Genomic DNA, 16643 nt, shown 5'->3' with positions numbered 1-16643 from the left:
CGACCGAGTGAGGCCGCCCGGAGCCGGCGCACGGCCTGCGGACACCCGAGGGGCGCGCGGATCGCATCCGCGTGCCCCTCACGTACGTTCCCGGGATCAGTCCTGCGGCGTGTGGTACGAGACCAGCTCGGCCACGCCCGGCTCGACGCCCTTCCAGGAGCCGCTGAAGCTGAGCACCGCGATCGCCGCCGTCGGGAAGCCCCCGAGCCGCAGCCGCTCCAGCGCGTCCCGGTCGCCCGCGTCCCCGGCCAGCACCTGGGTCAGGCCCAGCACACCCGGGTTGTGGCCGACCAGCACCACGTCCGAGTACTCCTCCGGGGTCTCCTGGAGCACGGCGATGATCTCGCCGGGGCTGGCCTCGTAGACCCGCTCCTCGTAGACGGTCTTCCGGGGCCGGTGCGGCAGCTCGTGCACCGCCAGCTTCCAGGTCTCACGGGTGCGCAGCGCGGTGGAGCAGACCACGTAGTCGGGGTTGATGCCGGAGTCGTCCAGCCAGCGGCCGGCGTCCGGGGCCTGGTGACGGCCCCGGTCGGCCAGCGGCCGGTCGTGGTCGTCCACGCCGTTCGGCCAGTCGGCCTTGGCATGGCGGAGAACGATGATCCTGCGGGGCGTGTCGGCGCTCATACCCAGCAAGCTTGGCAGAAAAGCGGCCCGGCGGCGCGATGCTCCCGGATGGTGCCACTCCGAGGGACGACGAGTGCCATCATGTCCCGTTCACCGGGGCTTCGGACGGCGTACGGCGTCAGGTGGCCTGCGGGCGCCGGGGCGTACGGCCGTCGGGTGGCGTACGGCCGTCGGGTGGCGTACGGCCGTCGGGTGGCGTACGGCCGTCGGATGGCGGACGGGCGTCCGTCAGCCGATCGAGGAGGCGACGGTGGCGATGACCGCCACCACCACCACGATGGCGGCGAAGGCGAGGGCGATGCGGCCGAGCTGCTTGCGGCCGTCGGTGGGATGGGGATCGAGAACGGGCATGTCCGGGATTCTCCCACCCCGAACACGCCCGTCGCCCGTCGGCCCCTCCCCCGGGGCCGGACCCGGGCCCCGCCGCCGCGTCCGACCGCCCGGCGACCGGCCTCTCGGCGTCCGGCCCCTCGGTGTCAGGCCTGGGCCCGCTGCGCCGGGTGGACCGCCTCGTCCTCGATGTGGCGGGCCCGCGCGGCGCGCAGCCCGAACAGCATCTGCGGCACCAGCAGCAGCGCCAGGAAGCCCAGCGGCCAGTACCACTCGCCGGTGACGTCGTAGATCCGGCCGATCAGGATCGGGCCCGGGACGGCGATCAGGTAGCCGACGCCCTGGGCGAAGACGGACAGCTGGGCCACGCCGCCCGCCGTCCGGGCGCGCAGTCCGATCATCGTCAGCACCAGCGGGAAGGCGCAGTTGGACAGGCCCACCAGGACCGACCAGACCCACGGCGCCCCGGCGGGGGCGAGTGCCAGACCGGCGTACCCGGCGATGCCGCAGGAGGCCAGCACCACCACGAACAGCCGCTGGTCGCCGCGGCGGGCCGCCAGGTTGGGCAGCACGAAGGAGACCGGCACGCCGATCACCATGGTGACCGCGAGCAGCACCCCGGAGGTGCCCTTGTCGATGCCCGAGTCCTGGAAGATCTTCGGCAGCCAGCCCATCACCACGTACGCGCCGGTGGCCTGGAGGCCGAAGAAGCAGGCCATCGCCCAGGCCGTACGGCTGCGGGTGATCGGCAGCCGGGCGGGGGCGGCGGCGCCGCCGGCGCGCTCACCGCGCTCGCGCCTGGCGAGCAGCAGCGGCAGCCAGAGCACCAGGGCGAGCGCCCCGAGGGCGGCCCAGCTGCCGAGGCCGTGGCGCCAGTCCCCGCCGAGCGAGCTGGTCAGCGGCACGCTGACGAGGGCGGCCAGCGCGGTGCCGGCCGACAGCGCCATGGAGTACAGGCCGATCATCGGACCGACCTTCTCCGGGAAGTACCGCTTGATGACCACGGGCAGCAGCACGTTGGAGACCGCCACGCCGGCCAGGGCGAGCGCGGTGAACAGCAGGAACACCGCCGTGCCGCCGGCGAAGGAGCGGGCCAGCACGCCCGCGGTGATCGCGCCCATCCCGGCCGTGATCACCGCGATCGGGCCGATCCGGCGGGCCGCGGCCGGCGCGGCGAAGCCGAACAGCGCGAAGCACAGCGACGGGACGGCGGTGAGCAGCCCGGCAAGTGTCGGGTTCATCCCCAGGTCGTCGCGGACCTGGTCGAGCAGCGGTCCGAGGCTGGTGACCACGGGGCGCAGGTTGAAGGCGGCGGCGGCGATCGCGATGGCGAACAGCCAGCCCAGGTACGTGGCGGCCGAGCCGGCGGCGGGCCGCTCGGCGGTCGGCGTCCGGCTCTCGGTCCGGGCGGAAGCGGTGGTGTCTGCTGCGGGCATGAGCAGCATCATAGAATGATGGGATGAATTGATGCACCTTGGAATTGGCATGATGTGCCGACCGTTCATGCACCGGCCATCTCCCACCCAGGCCCCACCCGAGCCGTAGCCGTCAAGGAGTCCCCCGTGGCGCTGTCCTCGCCGAGGCGCACCCCGCTGTCCGACCAGGTGATCGCGCAGCTGCGTGCCCAGATCACCTCCGGGGAGTGGCCGGTCGGCTCGCGCATCCCCACCGAGGCCGCCCTGGTCGAGCAGCTCGGCGTCGCCCGCAACACCGTCCGCGAGGCCGTCCGGGCCCTCGCCCACAACGGGCTGCTCGACATCAGGCAGGGCTCCGGCACGTACGTGCTGGCCACCAGCGAGCTGGCCGGCGTGATGCACCGCCGCTTCGCCGACGCCGACCAGGCCCAGGTCGCGGAGCTGCGGTCGGCACTGGAGACCTCGGCGGCGGCCCTCGCCGCCCGCCGCCGCACCGCGCGCGACCTGGAGCTGCTGGACGGCGCCATGGCGCTCCGGGAGGCCGCCTGGCACTCCGGCGACGCCGAGGACTTCGTCCAGGCCGACGCCGCCTTCCACCAGGCCGTGGTGGCCGCCGCCCACAACGACGTCCTGCTCGCCGTCTACGCCGACCTCGGCGAGGCCACCCGCGAGCTGCTGCGGCACGACATCGGCCCCGAGCTGATCGCCGAACGCTACATCGGCCACCAGGAGATCCTGGAGGCCATCCGGGCCGGCGACGCCGGGCGCGCCGCCGTGGAGGCCGGCCGCGCCGCCCCCGGCGCCTGCGCCCACGCCGAGGCCTGACCGCCCCGGCCCCGTCCGCCCCCGTCCGCCCCCGGGCGTTCCGGCTCCCGCGCGGGCCCGGCCGCACCGGAAACGGAACGCCGCTGCCCGGCACCCCCACGAGGGAGGGCCGGGCAGCGGCGTACGGGCGGAGCGTCAGGCGCCGATGGCGTGCAGACCGCCGTCGACGTGGATGATCTCGCCGGTGGTCTTCGGGAACCAGTCCGACAGCAGCGCGACGATGCCGCGGCCGGCCGGCTCCGGGTCGCTCAGGTCCCACTTCAGCGGGGAGCGGTGGTTCCAGGTGTCGGCCAGGTCGCCGAAGCCCGGGATGGACTTGGCGGCCATCGAGCCGATCGGACCGGCCGAGATCAGGTTGCAGCGGATGTCCCGCTCGCCCAGGTAGCGCGCCAGGTAGCGGTTGGTCGACTCCAGGGCGGCCTTGGCCGGGCCCATCCAGTCGTACTGCGGCCAGGCGAACTGCGCGTCGAAGGTCAGACCGACCACCGAGCCGCCGTCCTGCATCAGCGGCAGCAGCGCCGTGGTCAGCGACTTCAGCGAGTACGCGGAGACGTTCATCGCGGTGGCCACGGACTCCCACGGGGTGTCCAGGAAGTTGCCGCCCAGCGCGTCCTGCGGCGCGAAGCCGATCGAGTGGACGATGCCGTCCAGGGTCGGCAGGTGCTCGCGGACCTGGTCCGCGATGCCGGCCAGCTGCTCCGGGTCGGAGACGTCCAGCTCCAGCACCTTGACCGGGTGCGGCAGCTTCCTGGCGATCCGCTCGGTCAGGCTCGGGCGCGGGAAGGCGGTGAGGATGATCTCCGCGCCCTGCTCCTGCGCGAGCTTGGCGGTGTGGAAGGCGATGGAGGACTCCATCAGCACACCGGTGATCAGGATCCGCTTGCCTTCGAGGATTCCGCTCATGATCAGTGACCCATGCCCAATCCGCCGTCGACGGGAATGACGGCTCCAGTGATGTACGCGGCCTCGTCCGATCCGAGGAACCGCACGGTGGAGGCGACCTCGGCGGGCGCCGCGTAGCGGCCCAGCGGCACGCCCGAGACGATCTCCGCGCGGCGCTCGTCACTGAGCACGGCGGTCATGTCGGTGTCGACGAAGCCGGGGGCGACCACGTTGACCGTGATGTTGCGCGGGCCGAGCTCGCGCGCCAGCGACCGGGCGAAGCCCACCAGGCCGGCCTTGGAGGCGGCGTAGTTGGCCTGGCCCGGGGAGCCGGTCAGGCCCACCACGGAGGAGATCAGCACGACGCGGCCCTTCTTGGCGCGCATCATCAGCTTGGAGGCGCGCTTGACCACCCGGAAGGTGCCGGTCAGGTTGGTGTCCACGACGGAGGTGAAGTCCTCCTCCGACATGCGCAGCAGCAGGGTGTCGTTGGTGATGCCCGCGTTGGCGACCAGCACCTGGACCGCGCCGTGCTTCTGCTCGATCTCGGTGAAGGCGGCGTCGACCTGCGCGGCGTCCGTGATGTCGCAGCGGACCGCGAGGACGTCGTCGTACTTGGCCAGCGCCTCGGGCACCTCGCCCGAGCGGCTGGTGATGGCCACCTTGTCGCCCGCTTCGGCGAAGGCCTGGGCGATCGCGAGGCCGATGCCCCGGTTTCCTCCGGTGACGAGAACCGAGCGGCTCAACGATCCACCTCTCTCCTGTGTGAGCACGCACGCCGGAATGCGTACGCAGTGTGACGCTATCGGGCGGTCGGCGGCGGCGGCGCATCGGGCTCCCACAGCGCCTCCCCGGTGGATCTGTCGCAATCCGACAATCCGCGCCCGCTCGCACCGTCCCGGCCGCGGACATCTCCCAGGCCCGGGCGCTGCCCGGATCGGGGCGACTGTACGGGAACCACACGGACGGGCGCACCCGTTGCCCCCGTGGTGCGGGCCGGCCCGGGAGCGGCCGTACCGATCCCCGACCCTCCCGGCGAGCGACGAAGGCAGAGCGGATGACCAAGGCACGGCCCGGGAGCACCCACCGACGCGGACGACTGCTGGCCCTCACCGCCCTGGCGGCCGGCCTGGGCACGGCCGCCTGGGCGCTGCGCGACCTGCCGGCGGCGTTCGGGCGGCGGCCGGACGGCGAGCGCGAGGAGCGGGTGCGCAACTCCCCGCAGTACCGGGACGGCGTCTTCCACAACGCGCCCTCCACGCTCGCCCGCACGGCCGGCGCCCCCGGCTTCGACGGCGCCACCGCCCGCCGGATGCTGTTCGAGCGGGCCGACCGCGTCCCCGCCCGCCCGGTGCCGACCGTCCGCCCCGCCGGCCCGCCCGGTCCGGCCACCGAGGGCGTGGAGGTCACCTGGTACGGGCACGCCTCCGCGCTGGTGGAGATCGAGGGCTTCCGGGTGCTGCTCGACCCGGTCTGGAGCGACCGCTGCTCCCCCGCCGCACACGTCGGCCCCAAGCGGCTGCACCCGGTGCCGGTGGAGCTGGAGGAGCTGCCGCAGGTCGACGCGGTGCTGATCTCGCACGACCACTACGACCACCTGGACATGGCGACGGTCAAGCGCCTGGTGCGCAGCCAGTCCGCCCCCTTCTCGGTGCCGCTCGGCATCGGCGCCCACCTGCGCCGCTGGGGCGTCCCCGAGCACCGGATCATCGAACTGGACTGGGACGAGACCTGCACCCTGGGCGACCTGGTCCTCACCCTCACCGCGGCGCACCACTTCTCCGGCCGCGGGCTGACCCGCAACACCACCCTGTGGGGCTCCTGGGTGGTCGCGGGGCCGAACCGCAAGGTCTTCTACACCGGCGACTCCGGCTACTTCGAGGGCTACGCCCGGATCGGCGAGCGGCACGGCCCGTTCGACGCCGCGCTGGTCCAGATCGGCGCCTACGACGCCGCCTGGGCGGACATCCACATGACCCCCGAGGACGCCGTCCTCGCCCACCGGGACCTGACCGCCGGTCTGCTGGTGCCGGTCCACTGGTGCACCTTCAACCTGGGCCTGCACCCGTGGTCCGAGCCGATCGAGCGACTGGTGAAGGCCGCCAAGGACCAGGCCGTCCCGCTGGCCGTGCCGCGCCCCGGCGAGCGGGTCGACGTCGACAACCCGCCGGAGCCGGACGGCTGGTGGGAGAGCGTCGGCTGACGGCCCGCGCGGGCGCACCGGGAAGGCGGGCCCCGGCGGCCGGACCGTGGCGGCCGGCCCGGCGGCGCACCGGTCGAAATGGGCTGGCCGGAAACCCGGTGGACGGGAAATGATGCGGTGCGGGCGCCCCTGTGGCGCCGCACCGCCACCCTCCGCGACCTGGGAGCCCGATTGCCTCCGATCCCTCCGGCCGATCGCTCCGGCGCCCCGCACGGGCGCGCCGTCGACCCGCTGTTCCTCGCCCTGCCGCTGCGGACGCTCGCCGACGCCGCGCTCGCCCGGGCCCGCGAACTGGGCGCGAGCCACGCCGACTTCCGCCTGGAGCGGATCCGCAGCGCCTCATGGCGGCTGCGCGACGCGCGTCCGGCCGGCACCTCCGACAGCGTGCAGCTCGGTTTCGCCGTCCGGGTGGTGCTGGACGGCGCCTGGGGCTTCGCCGCCGGGGTCGACCTCACCCCCGACGCCGCGGCCCGGGTCGCCGAGCAGGCCGTCGCCGTGGCCCGGCTCTCCGGCGGGATCAGCCGGGCGGCCGGCTCCACCGGGCGGGTCGAGCTGGCCGACGAGCCGGTCCACCGGGACGTCACCTGGGTCTCCTCGTACGAGGTCAACCCCTTCGACGTGCCGGACGCCGAGAAGACGGCGCTGCTCGCCGAGCGCAGCTCCCGGCTGCTGGCCGCCGAGGGCGTCTCGCACGTGCGGGCGGCCCTGCAGACCGTCCAGGAGAACAAGTTCTACGCGGACACCGCCGGCACCGTCACCACCCAGCAGCGGATCCGGGTGCACTCCGACCTGGAGGCCACCTCGGTCGACGAGCGCACCGGCGCCTTCGACTCGATGCAGACCCTGGCCCCGCCGGTCGGCCGCGGCTACGAGTACCTCACCGGCACCGGCTGGGACTGGGACGCCGAGCTCGCCGAACTGCCCGTCCTGCTGGCCGAGAAGATGCGGGCCCCGAGCGTCGAGGCGGGCCGCTACGACCTGGTCATCGACCCGACGAACCTCTGGCTGACCATCCACGAGTCGGTCGGCCACGCCACCGAGCTGGACCGCGCGCTCGGCTACGAGGCCGCCTACGCCGGCACCTCCTTCGCCACCTTCGACCAGCTCGGCTCGCTCCGGTACGGCTCCGAGCTGATGCACGTCACCGGCGACCGCACCGCCGAGCACGGGCTGTCCACCATCGGCTACGACGACGAGGGCGTGGCCACCCAGTCCTGGGACCTGGTCCGGGACGGCGTCCTGGTCGGCTACCAACTCGACCGCGGCATCGCCAAGTTGACGGGCTTCGAGCGCTCCAACGGCTGCGCCTTCGCCGACTCCCCCGCGCACGTCCCGGTGCAGCGGATGGCCAACGTCTCGCTGCGGCCGGCCGCCGACGGCCCGGACACCGAGGGCCTGTTCGCCGAGGTGGAGAACGGCCTGTACATCGTCGGCGACCGCTCCTGGTCGATCGATCAGCAGAGGTACAACTTCCAGTTCACCGGGCAGCGCGCCTACGCCATCAGGAACGGCGAACTCGCCGGCCAGGTCAAGGACTTCGCCTACCAGGCCACCACCACCGACTTCTGGGGCTCGATGGCGGCGGTCGGCGGCCCGCAGACCTACCGCCTCGGCGGCGCCTTCAACTGCGGCAAGGCGCAGCCCGGTCAGATCGCGGCGGTCAGCCACGGCTGCCCCTCGGCGCTGTTCCGCAACGTCAACGTGCTCAACACCCAGCAGGAGGCGGGTCACTGATGACCGCGATGCAGCCCCACGAACTCGTCGAGCTGGCGCTCGGATTCTCCCGCGCCGACGGCTGCGTGGTGATCGCCGACGAGGAGTCCACCGCCAACCTGCGCTGGGCCGCCCCCGGGAACATCCCGGGAGGCGCGCTGACCACCAACGGCGTCACCCGCGGCCGCCGCCTCACCGTGATCGCCACCGTGGCCGGCGCCCAGGGCACCGCCTCCGGCGTGGTCTCCCGCGAGGCCGTCACCGCGCCGGAGGTGGAGGGCCTGGTGCGGGCCGCCGAGGAGGCCGCCCGCGCGGCCGGGCCGGCCGAGGACGCCCAGCCGCTGATCGCCGACCAGCCGTCCTCGCCGGACTTCACCGAGCCGCCCGCGGTGACCTCCATCGAGGTGTTCGACGCCTTCGGCCCGGCCCTCGGCGAGGCCTTCGCCCGCGCCGCAGCCCAGGGCCAGCTCCTGTACGGCTTCGCCCGGCACGAGATGACCTCCAGCTACCTGGGCAGCTCCACCGGCCTGCGGCTGCGCCACGACCAGCCCACCGGCATGGTCGAGATCAACGCCAAGACCGCCGACCTCTCCAGCTCCGCCTGGGTGGGCGCCTCCACCCGGGACTTCACCGACGTCGACGTCGCCGCCCTGCACACCGAGCTGACCAGGCGGCTCGGCTGGGGCGCCCGCAAGGTGGACCTGCCGGCCGGCCGGTACGAGGCGCTGCTGCCGCCCTCGGCCGTGGCCGACCTGCTGATCGTCCTCAACTGGTCCTCCGGCGGCCGGGACGCCCAGGAGGGCCGGACGGTCTTCGCCAAGCCGGGCGGGGGCACCCGGATCGGCGACAAGCTCAGCGCCCTGCCGCTGACGCTGCGCTCCGACCCGCGCGAGCCCGGCCTGGAGGCCGCGCCGTTCGTGCTCGCCCACGCCAGCGGCGGGGACTACTCGGTCTTCGACAACGGCCAGCCGATCGCCGCCACCGAGTGGATCCGCGAGGGCGTGCTGAACGACCTGATCACCACCCGCCACGCGGCGGCCCTCACCGGCCTGCCGCTGCGCCCGGCGATCGACAACCTCGTGCTGGAGACGGCCGACCAGGAGTCGGCGCCGACCCTGGACGAGATGATCGCCCGCACCGAGCGCGGCCTGCTGCTCACCTGCCTCTGGTACATCCGCGAGGTGGACCCGGCGACGCTGCTGCTCACCGGACTCACCCGGGACGGCGTCTACCTGGTGGAGAACGGCGAGGTCGTCGGCGAGGTCAACAACTTCCGGTTCAACGAGTCCCCGGTGGACCTGCTGAACCGGATCACCGAGGTGGGCCGCACCGAACGCTGCCTGCCCCGCGAGTGGAGCGACAACGTCACCCGCACCGCGATGCCACCCGTGCGTGTCACGGACTTCAACATGAGTTCGGTCAGCCAGGCCTCTTAGCCACTGACCGACGGGGGATACGAGAGACATGATGGACGAGAAGCGCCTGGTCAGGTCGAGCAAGATGCTGTCGCGCATCCTGCGGCACGAGCCCGGGCTGGTGGGAATCACGCTGGACGGGGCCGGCTGGGTCCGGGTCGACGAGCTGCTCGACGCGCTCGCTGCCCGGGGCAGGCCGCTGACGCGGGCCGAGCTGGACCACGTCGTGGCGACCAACAACAAGCGGCGCTTCGGCTACTCGCCGGACGGTCTCTCGATCCGCGCCAACCAGGGCCACACGGTGGCGGTCGACCTCGGCCTGGCCGCCGCCGTGCCGCCGCCCGTGCTCTACCACGGCACCGCCGACCGGCACCTGGCGGCGATCTTCCGCGAGGGCCTGCGCCCGATGGCCCGCCAGGACGTCCACCTCTCGGCGGACACCGAGACGGCGACCGGGGTCGGCGCCCGGCACGGCCGTCCGGTGGTGCTGACCGTGAACGCGGCGGCGATGACGGCGGCCGGCCACGAGTTCCGGCTCAGCGAGAACGGGGTCTGGCTCACCGATTCCGTCCCCCCGCGGTACCTCTCCCGGCGCTCCTAGCCCCCGGGCCCGCCCCGCGCCGGCGCCCGCGAACCGAAGGGCCTGTCCGCTCCGCCGGACAGGCCCTTCGGCTACCCGACCGGGTGGGTCCGGCCCACCCGGTCTCGTCGCCGCCCGTGCCCGGGCGTACCGTGAGGAAGCCGCGCGGCCTGGCGCGCGGGTGCGTGACGAGGGCGGTAGGACACATGGGCAAGAGCGCCGATGACGGGCAGGTCTTCCGGATCACGGGGGCGCGCAGCAGCCTCACCGAGGACGTCCGGGGGCGCCAGCGCCGCTACGTCATCTCGATGCTGTTCCGCACGGTCTGCGTGCTGCTCGCCGTGGTGCTCTGGGACGTCCAGCGGGTGCTGGCCTTCGCCGCCCTGGCGGGCGCCGTGCTGCTGCCGTACTTCGCGGTGCTGATAGCGAACGCCGGCCGGGAGCGGGCCCCGGGACTGCCGAGCACCTTCGACATCCCGCTCGACACCCCGCTGATGCTCGGCCCCGGTGGGACGGGTGGGGCTGGTGGGGCGGGAGCGAAGGCCGGTACAGGAGAGGCAAAGGCCGCTCCCACCGATCCTTCACAGGACGTGGACTGACCGTCCGTTTCCCGCCGGTTCGCCCTCGTTCGGCTCGACGAAAGCTCAAAAGAAGCTCAGATTAATCATGCAAGACCTCCCCATCCGAGGGTGGTGGCGTGACATACTGCGTACGCGCTCCGCATCCCCCGTCGGAGCGACGGACCGACGCCGGGCGGCTCCCCCCGTGGCTGCCCGGCGTCGCCATGCCCGGATCCGGCCGGCCCGGGCGGGCGTGACAGACTGGCGGTGCAGACGTCACCCGCCAATCGTTGAGGACGGCCCGATGGACACCCCGCAGACGCCGATCTGCTCCGCCAAGGGCTGCCGGGCGGACGCCGGCTGGGTACTGGTGTGGAACAACCCCAAGCTGCACACCCCGGACCGCCGCAAGACCTGGCTCGCCTGTGACGAGCACCGCGAGCACCTCTCCCAGTTCCTCGGGGTGCGCGGCTTCCTCAAGGAGGTCGTCGCCTTCGCCGACTGGACCCCCGAGGCCGCCGAGAGCGCCGGGAACCCGGCCTAGCGGCCTGCACCACCCTTCGCCCCGGCGCTAGCCGCCGATCGCGGACATCGGCCGCTCGGGCTGGAGGAACTCCGGGTCGTCGATCCCCGCCCCGGCCTTCTTGCCCCACATCGCCGCCCGCCACAGCGCGGCCAGTTCGGCGTCGTCGGCGCCCGAGCGCAGCGCGGTGCGCAGGTCGGTCTCGCCGGTCGCGAACAGGCAGTTGCGCACCTGGCCGTCGGCGGTCAGCCGGGTGCGGTCGCAGGCCCGGCAGAACGGACGGGTGACCGAGGCGATCACGCCCACCCGGCCCGGGCCGCCGTCCACCAGCCAGCGCTCGGCGGGTGCCGCGCCCCGGCGCGCGGACGGCTCCGGGGTGAGCGTGAAGCGGGCCCGCAGCAGGTCCAGGATCTCCGTCGCGGTGACCATCGAGGCGCGGTCCCAGCCGTGCTGGGCGTCCAGCGGCATCTGCTCGATGAAGCGCAGCTCGTAGCCCCGCTCCAGGCACCAGCTCAACAGGTCGGCCGCCTCGTGGTCGTTGACCCCGCGCATCAGCACCGCGTTGAGCTTCACCGGCGCCAGCCCGGCGGCCTCGGCGGCGGCCAGCCCGTCCAGCACGTCCTGGTGGCGGTGGCGGCGGGTGAGGGTGTGGAACACCTCGGGGTCGAGGGTGTCCAGCGAGACGTTGACCCGGTCGAGGCCGGCCTCGCGCAGTGCCGTCGCGGTGCGGGCCAGCCCGATGCCGTTGGTGGTCAGCGAGAGCTCCGGGCGCGGTTCCAGCTCGGAGCAGGCGGCGACGACGGCGACCAGCCCGGGGCGCAGCAGCGGCTCGCCCCCGGTGAAGCGGACCTCGCGCACGCCCAGGTCGCGCACGGCGACGCTGACCAGCCGGACGATCTCCTCGTCGGTGAGCAGGTCCGGTTTGGCGAGCCACTGCAGGCCCTCCTCCGGCATGCAGTAGGTGCAGCGCAGGTTGCACCGGTCCGTGAGGGAGACCCGCAGGTCGACGGCCTGTCGTCCGAAGGTGTCGAGCAGCACGTGCGTCCTTCCCCGAGATGCGGCCGGCCCGGCCACCGTCACGGCGGGCCGGGCCAGCATAGTCATCGCGGAACGATCAGTGGGCGCCCAGCCCGGTCAGCGAGCGGACCTCGAGTTCAGCGTACTTCGCCGGGTCGGAACGTTCCCGGGACAGCAGCGTGCCGAGCCAGCCGGCCAGGAACCCGACCGGGATGGAGATCAGGCCGGGGTTCTCCAGCGGGAACCAGTGGAAGTCGGAGTGCGGGAAGAGTGAGGTCTTCGCGCCGGAGACCACCGGGGAGAAGACCACCAGCGTCACCGAGGTGATCAGTCCGGCGTAGACCGAGCTGACCGCTCCGACGGTGGTGAAGCGCTTCCAGAACAGCGAGTAGAGCAGGGTGGGCAGGTTCGCCGAGGCGGCGACCGCGAAGGCCAGGGCGACCAGGGCGGCGGTGTTGAGCTTGTCCGCGAAGAGGCTGAGCACGATCGCCACCGCCCCGATCGCGACCGCGGCCCACTTCGCCGACAGCACCTCCTCCTTCTCGCTCGCCTTCCCGCGCCGGATCACGTTGGCGTAGAGGTCGTGGGCGAAGGAGGCCGAGGAGGCCAGCGTGAGCCCGGCGACCACGGCCAGGATGGTGGCGAAGGCGACCGCCGAGATCACCGCGAGCAGGATCGCGCCGCCGGTGGTCCCGGCGCCTCCGCCGAGCGCCTCGGCCAGCTGCGGCGCCGCGGTGTTGCCCGCCGCGTTCGCCGCCTTGATCGCCTTGGAGCCGACCAGCGCGGCCGCGCCGAAGCCCAGCGCCAGGGTCATCAGGTAGAAGACGCCGATGATGCCGATCGCCCAGAGCACCGACTTCCGGGCCGCCTTGGCGGTGGGCACGGTGTAGAAGCGGACCAGGATGTGCGGCAGGCCGGCGGTGCCGAGCACCAGCGCGATGCCGAGGCTGATGAAGTCGAGCTTGGCGGTGCCGCTGCCGTACTTCTGCCCCGGTTGGAGGAAGGCCTCGCCCTTGCCGCTCGCGCTCGCCGCCGCGCCGAGCAGCTCGGAGGGGTTGAAGTGGTACTTGGCCAGCACCAGGACGGTCATCAGCGCGGCGCCGGCGATCAGCAGCACCGCCTTGACGATCTGCACCCAGGTGGTGCCCTTCATCCCCCCGATCACCACGTAGACGATCATCAGCGCGCCGACCCCGACGATGGTCCAGCGCTTGGCGGCGTTCCCCTCGGCGCCGAGCAGCAGCGCGACCAGGGTGCCGGCGCCGACCATCTGGGCCAGCAGGTAGAAGATCGACACCACGATGGTGGAGACGCCCGCCGCGGTGCGCACCGGGCGCTGGCGCATCCGGAACGCGAGCACGTCCGCCATCGTGAAGCGACCGGAGTTGCGCAGCGGTTCGGCGATCAGCAGCAGCGCGACCAGCCAGGCGACCAGGAAGCCGATCGAGTAGAGGAAGCCGTCGTAGCCGGTGAGCGCGATGGTCCCGGCGATGCCGAGGAAGGAGGCGGCGGACATGTAGTCGCCGGAGATGGCCAGGCCGTTCTGGAAGCCGGTGAAGCCGCGGCCGCCGGCGTAGAAGTCGGAGGCGCTCCTGGTCTGCCGCCCGGCCCAGACCGTGATGCCGAGGGTGGCCAGGACGAAGACGCCGAACAGGGCCATCGTCAGGCCGCGGTGCTCGGTGGCGGAGCTGGCGAGCAGGGTCATTCGACGGACTCCCGGGGGGCGTGGACGACGGCGCCGTGCGCCTCGCGGATCGCCGTGGCGGACGGGTCGATCCGCCGGTCCGCGTAGCGGGCGTACCAGCCGGCGATCGCGAAGGTGGTCGCGAACTGGAGCAGCCCGAGCACCAGGGCCACGTTGACGTGCCCGAGGACCTTGGTGCGCATCAGTCCCGGGGCGTAGCAGGAGAGCAGCACGTAGAGCAGGTACCAGAGCACGAAGCCGATGGTGACCGGGAAGGCGAAGCTCCGGAACGAGCGCCGCAGGCTTCGGAACTCCTCGCTGTCGTCGATGAGTTGAGCTTCCGTGGCGGCGGTGCTGAGCGGCGGCGAATCCACGCTGTCTCCTCACTCCTTCGGCGTATCTGTCGCACGGGCGGAACGATCGGACGTGATCGGACGTGAGGGGCGTCACACGTCTGGCGCCGCGCCATGCTAGGAGCGTCCTGCCCGCCCCGGAAGGGGTTGACCGCGATCAGTCGACCGTTCACCCCCTCGCACCATCCGATTGGCCGAAAAACAGCCCATCCCAGCGACTCCGCCGCACCGAACCGGCCCCGGCCGCCGTCCCCGACCTCCGCCGAGAACGGCACCGGCCCGTGCCACCCCGTTCGGGGCGGCACGGGCCGGTGCCGGGAGGCCGAGGCCTCAGAACGCGATCCGCACCTTCAGGGCCGAGCGGTCGTCCATCGCGCGGTAGCCCTCCGGAACGCCGTCCAGGGCGACGGTGCGGTCGAAGACCAGGCCCGGCTCGATGGCGCCCGAGAGCACGTCCGGCAGCAGCTCGGGGATGTACGCGCGGGCCGGGGCCACGCCACCGTTCAGAGAAACGTTCCGGCCGAACATCTGACCGATGTCGACGCCCGCGCTGCCGCCGTGCGGCACACCGACGTAGCCCACCGCGCCGCCGTCCCGGGTGATCGAGATCGCCGTCCGCATCGACTCCTCGGTGCCGACCGCCTCCAGCACCGCGTGCGCGCCCTGACCGCCGGTCAGCTCCTTCACCGCCTCGACCGCGGCCTCGCCGCGCTCCGCCACCACGTCCGTCGCGCCGAAGCGACGGGCCAGCTCGGTGCGGGCCTCGTGCCGGCCCAGCGCGATGATCCGGCCCGCGCCCAGCCGGTGCGCCGCCAGTACGCCGCACAGGCCCACCGCGCCGTCGCCGACCACCGCGACCGTCGCCCCCGGCCGCACCCGCGCGGAGACCGCCGCGTGGTGCCCGGTCGCCATCACGTCGGACAGCGCCAGCAGCCCGGGCAGCAGCTTCTCGTCGCCCGCCGCCTCCTTGGGCAGCTTCACCAGCGTCCCGTCCGCGAACGGCACCCGCACCGCCTCGCCCTGGCCGCCGTCCGAACCGACCTGCCCCCAGAACCCGCCGTGCGGGCAGGAGGTCTGGAGGCCTTCGAGACAGAAGTCACACGTCCCGTCCGACCAGACGAACGGCGCCACCACCAGGTCGCCCTTGGCGAAGCCGCGCACCTCGGCGCCGACCTCCTCGACCACGCCCAGGAACTCGTGCCCGATCCGCTGCCCGGCCACCCGCTGCGCCACGCCGCGGTAGGCCCACAGGTCGCTGCCGCAGATGCAGGCGTTCACCACCCGGAGCACCACGTCCGTCGGGTGCTGGATCACCGGGTCCGGTACCTCTTCGATCCGGATGTCGTTGGGGCCGTGAATCACGGTGGCACGCATGCGCTGTTCCTTAGCTGAAACGATCTCGATCAGGTGTACGACGCCCCCGTCGACCACTCTATTCCGGCCGGTCGGTCGGAACATTCCGGCCGGAGTCCCCCGGCCCGCCCCTTATCCTGTTGCACCATGCACCCGATCCAGCCCGAGACCCACGGAGCGCCGCGGACCGCACCGGTCCCCGCGCAGCGCTCCGCCGCCCCCACCGGGGGCTTCGCGGTCGTCGACGTCGAGACCACCGGTCTCGGCCGCTCGGACCGCGTCATCTCGGCGGGCGTCTACCAGCTCGACCCGGACGGCGACGTCGTCGACCACTGGTACACCCTGGTCAACCCCGAGCGGGACCCGGGCCCGGTCTGGATCCACGGCCTGACCGCCGAACTGCTCTCCACCGCCCCGACCTTCCCGCAGATCGCCGAGGAGTTCGCCGCCCGTCTGCGCGACCGCGTCCTGGTCGCGCACAACGCGCTCTTCGACTGGAACATGATCTCCCGCGAGTTCTCCCGGGCCGGCCTGCGCGCCCCGGTCCAGCAGCGGCTGTGCACCATGGTCCTCTCCCGCGACCTGCGCCTGCCGCTGCCCAACGGCAAGCTGTCCTCGCTCGCCGCCCACTTCGGCGTCCAGCAGCGCCACGCCCACAACGCCCTGGACGACGCCCGGGTGCTCGCCGAGGCCTTCCGGCCCAGCCTGCGCCTGGCCCGCGACGGCGGCGTGCCGCTGCCGCTCCAGAACTGCGTCGCGGTCACCGACCTCGGCGAGGAGGAGCCGGCCTCCCCGGCCCGCGGCAGCTGGACCGGCGCCGCCTACCGCCAGGCCAAGAAGCGCCCGCCCTGCCCGTACCCCAACCCGGGGCGCTGGGTGGACGGCAGGCCGCTGGTCCAGGGCATGCGGGTGGCCATCACCGGCGACACCGCCACCGACCGCGAGGTCCTGGAGGACCGCGCGGTCGAGGCCGGCCTGCACATCGCCACCTCTGTGAGCCGCCTCACCAGCCTGCTGGTCACCAACGAGCCGGACAGCTGGAGCGGCAAGGCCCGCAAGGCCCGGGAGGTCGGCACCCCCGTCGTCGGCGAGGACGCCTTCCTCCAGCTGCTGCGCGAGGTCGCCCCGCACCCCGGTGCGTGAGCCGCTTGTGAGGTCGGCGTACG

17 protein-coding genes are annotated in these 16643 nt (G+C 73.2%); 8 read left to right on the top strand and 9 right to left on the bottom strand.

Annotated elements, in window-relative coordinates; genetic code table 11:
• Nucleotides 1-96 precede the first annotated feature (96 nt).
• From ACFWP2_RS35730 to ACFWP2_RS35720, 3 genes are all read right to left on the bottom strand, one after another.
• Nucleotides 97-624, bottom strand: a complete 528-nt coding sequence (locus tag ACFWP2_RS35730) for a SixA phosphatase family protein (RefSeq protein WP_380459530.1) — start codon at nt 622-624, stop codon at nt 97-99.
• Between the two features lie 228 nt (nt 625-852).
• Entirely contained in the window at nt 853-975 is a 123-nt protein-coding gene (locus ACFWP2_RS35725) for an SGM_5486 family transporter-associated protein (RefSeq protein WP_360354244.1), read from the bottom strand.
• 125 nt (nt 976-1100) lie between these two features.
• Nucleotides 1101-2390: a CynX/NimT family MFS transporter gene (locus ACFWP2_RS35720; RefSeq protein ID WP_380459528.1), complete on the bottom strand. Its 1290-nt coding sequence runs from the start codon at nt 2388-2390 to the stop codon at nt 1101-1103.
• Nucleotides 2391-2516: 126 nt separating this feature from the next.
• Between ACFWP2_RS35720 and ACFWP2_RS35715 the strand changes: the two genes are divergently transcribed.
• The gene (locus ACFWP2_RS35715) at nt 2517-3194 is read left to right on the top strand and encodes a FadR/GntR family transcriptional regulator (RefSeq protein ID WP_380459526.1); all 678 of its coding nucleotides are present in this window, start codon (nt 2517-2519) and stop codon (nt 3192-3194) included.
• Between the two features lie 135 nt (nt 3195-3329).
• On the opposite strand, the gene fabI is transcribed toward ACFWP2_RS35715, so the two are convergent.
• Nucleotides 3330-4097 carry an enoyl-ACP reductase FabI gene (gene fabI / locus ACFWP2_RS35710; RefSeq protein ID WP_380459524.1) on the bottom strand — a complete coding sequence of 256 codons (768 nt, stop codon included), beginning with the start codon at nt 4095-4097 and terminating at the stop codon, nt 3330-3332.
• 2 nt (nt 4098-4099) lie between these two features.
• The gene (fabG, locus tag ACFWP2_RS35705) at nt 4100-4822 is read right to left on the bottom strand and encodes a 3-oxoacyl-[acyl-carrier-protein] reductase (RefSeq protein ID WP_380459522.1); all 723 of its coding nucleotides are present in this window, start codon (nt 4820-4822) and stop codon (nt 4100-4102) included.
• A 311-nt stretch (nt 4823-5133) separates the two neighbouring features.
• On the opposite strand from fabG, the gene ACFWP2_RS35700 reads away from it, so the two are divergent.
• The 6 genes from ACFWP2_RS35700 to ACFWP2_RS35675 all read left to right on the top strand — a co-directional run bounded on the left by ACFWP2_RS35700 (nt 5134) and on the right by ACFWP2_RS35675 (nt 11091).
• Entirely contained in the window at nt 5134-6279 is a 1146-nt protein-coding gene (locus ACFWP2_RS35700) for an MBL fold metallo-hydrolase (protein WP_380459520.1), read from the top strand.
• Nucleotides 6280-6450: 171 nt separating this feature from the next.
• Complete coding sequence (locus tag ACFWP2_RS35695; protein WP_380459518.1) at nt 6451-8013, top strand: TldD/PmbA family protein; 1563 nt, start codon at nt 6451-6453, stop codon at nt 8011-8013.
• Nucleotides 8013-9428, top strand: coding sequence for a metallopeptidase TldD-related protein (locus tag ACFWP2_RS35690; protein WP_380459516.1), 1416 nt, complete (start codon nt 8013-8015; stop codon nt 9426-9428). The genes ACFWP2_RS35695 and ACFWP2_RS35690 overlap by 1 nt, the downstream gene beginning before the upstream one ends.
• A 31-nt stretch (nt 9429-9459) precedes the next feature.
• A complete protein-coding gene (locus ACFWP2_RS35685) occupies nt 9460-10008 on the top strand; it encodes an RNA 2'-phosphotransferase (RefSeq protein ID WP_380459561.1) in 549 nt (182 codons plus the stop codon).
• Nucleotides 10009-10193: 185 nt separating this feature from the next.
• Entirely contained in the window at nt 10194-10586 is a 393-nt protein-coding gene (locus ACFWP2_RS35680; RefSeq protein WP_380459514.1) for a DUF3099 domain-containing protein, read from the top strand.
• Between the two features lie 265 nt (nt 10587-10851).
• Complete coding sequence (locus ACFWP2_RS35675; RefSeq protein ID WP_380459512.1) at nt 10852-11091, top strand: hypothetical protein; 240 nt, start codon at nt 10852-10854, stop codon at nt 11089-11091.
• 27 nt (nt 11092-11118) lie between these two features.
• Here the strand turns inward: ACFWP2_RS35675 and moaA are convergent, their stop codons facing one another.
• The 4 genes from moaA to ACFWP2_RS35655 form a co-directional block, all read right to left on the bottom strand.
• Nucleotides 11119-12108 (bottom strand): GTP 3',8-cyclase MoaA, encoded by a 990-nt coding sequence (moaA, locus tag ACFWP2_RS35670; RefSeq protein ID WP_380459559.1) that lies wholly within the window; start codon nt 12106-12108, stop codon nt 11119-11121.
• Between the two features lie 76 nt (nt 12109-12184).
• Nucleotides 12185-13792 (bottom strand): cation acetate symporter, encoded by a 1608-nt coding sequence (locus ACFWP2_RS35665; RefSeq protein WP_380459510.1) that lies wholly within the window; start codon nt 13790-13792, stop codon nt 12185-12187.
• Complete coding sequence (locus tag ACFWP2_RS35660) at nt 13789-14145, bottom strand: DUF485 domain-containing protein (protein ID WP_380459508.1); 357 nt, start codon at nt 14143-14145, stop codon at nt 13789-13791. The genes ACFWP2_RS35665 and ACFWP2_RS35660 overlap by 4 nt, the downstream gene beginning before the upstream one ends.
• 309 nt (nt 14146-14454) lie before the next feature.
• A complete protein-coding gene (locus tag ACFWP2_RS35655; protein WP_380459506.1) occupies nt 14455-15498 on the bottom strand; it encodes a zinc-dependent alcohol dehydrogenase family protein in 1044 nt (347 codons plus the stop codon).
• A gap of 126 nt (nt 15499-15624) precedes the next feature.
• On the opposite strand from ACFWP2_RS35655, the gene ACFWP2_RS35650 reads away from it, so the two are divergent.
• A complete protein-coding gene (locus tag ACFWP2_RS35650; RefSeq protein WP_380459504.1) occupies nt 15625-16620 on the top strand; it encodes a DEDDh family exonuclease in 996 nt (331 codons plus the stop codon).
• Nucleotides 16621-16643 lie beyond the last annotated feature (23 nt).

The sequence above is a fragment of the Kitasatospora sp. NPDC058444 genome, from assembly GCF_042721415.1.
In the GTDB taxonomy this organism is placed as follows: Bacteria; Actinomycetota; Actinomycetes; order Streptomycetales; family Streptomycetaceae; genus Kitasatospora.
Note: the sequence above shows the minus strand (reverse complement) of the source record. Positions and strands in the feature narration are given on the sequence as shown.

Coding starts and splice junctions, on each gene's coding strand:
- ACFWP2_RS35730 (WP_380459530.1), bottom strand. CDS start 624: ATGAGCGCCGACACGCCCCGCAGGATCATCGTTCTCCGCCATGCCAAG.
- ACFWP2_RS35725 (WP_360354244.1), bottom strand. CDS start 975: ATGCCCGTTCTCGATCCCCATCCCACCGACGGCCGCAAGCAGCTCGGC.
- ACFWP2_RS35720 (WP_380459528.1), bottom strand. CDS start 2,390: ATGCCCGCAGCAGACACCACCGCTTCCGCCCGGACCGAGAGCCGGACG.
- fabI (WP_380459524.1), bottom strand. CDS start 4,097: ATGAGCGGAATCCTCGAAGGCAAGCGGATCCTGATCACCGGTGTGCTG.
- ACFWP2_RS35700 (WP_380459520.1), top strand. CDS start 5,134: ATGACCAAGGCACGGCCCGGGAGCACCCACCGACGCGGACGACTGCTG.
- ACFWP2_RS35690 (WP_380459516.1), top strand. CDS start 8,013: ATGACCGCGATGCAGCCCCACGAACTCGTCGAGCTGGCGCTCGGATTC.
- ACFWP2_RS35685 (WP_380459561.1), top strand. CDS start 9,460: ATGGACGAGAAGCGCCTGGTCAGGTCGAGCAAGATGCTGTCGCGCATC.
- ACFWP2_RS35680 (WP_380459514.1), top strand. CDS start 10,194: ATGGGCAAGAGCGCCGATGACGGGCAGGTCTTCCGGATCACGGGGGCG.
- ACFWP2_RS35675 (WP_380459512.1), top strand. CDS start 10,852: ATGGACACCCCGCAGACGCCGATCTGCTCCGCCAAGGGCTGCCGGGCG.
- ACFWP2_RS35665 (WP_380459510.1), bottom strand. CDS start 13,792: ATGACCCTGCTCGCCAGCTCCGCCACCGAGCACCGCGGCCTGACGATG.
- ACFWP2_RS35655 (WP_380459506.1), bottom strand. CDS start 15,498: ATGCGTGCCACCGTGATTCACGGCCCCAACGACATCCGGATCGAAGAG.
- ACFWP2_RS35650 (WP_380459504.1), top strand. CDS start 15,625: ATGCACCCGATCCAGCCCGAGACCCACGGAGCGCCGCGGACCGCACCG.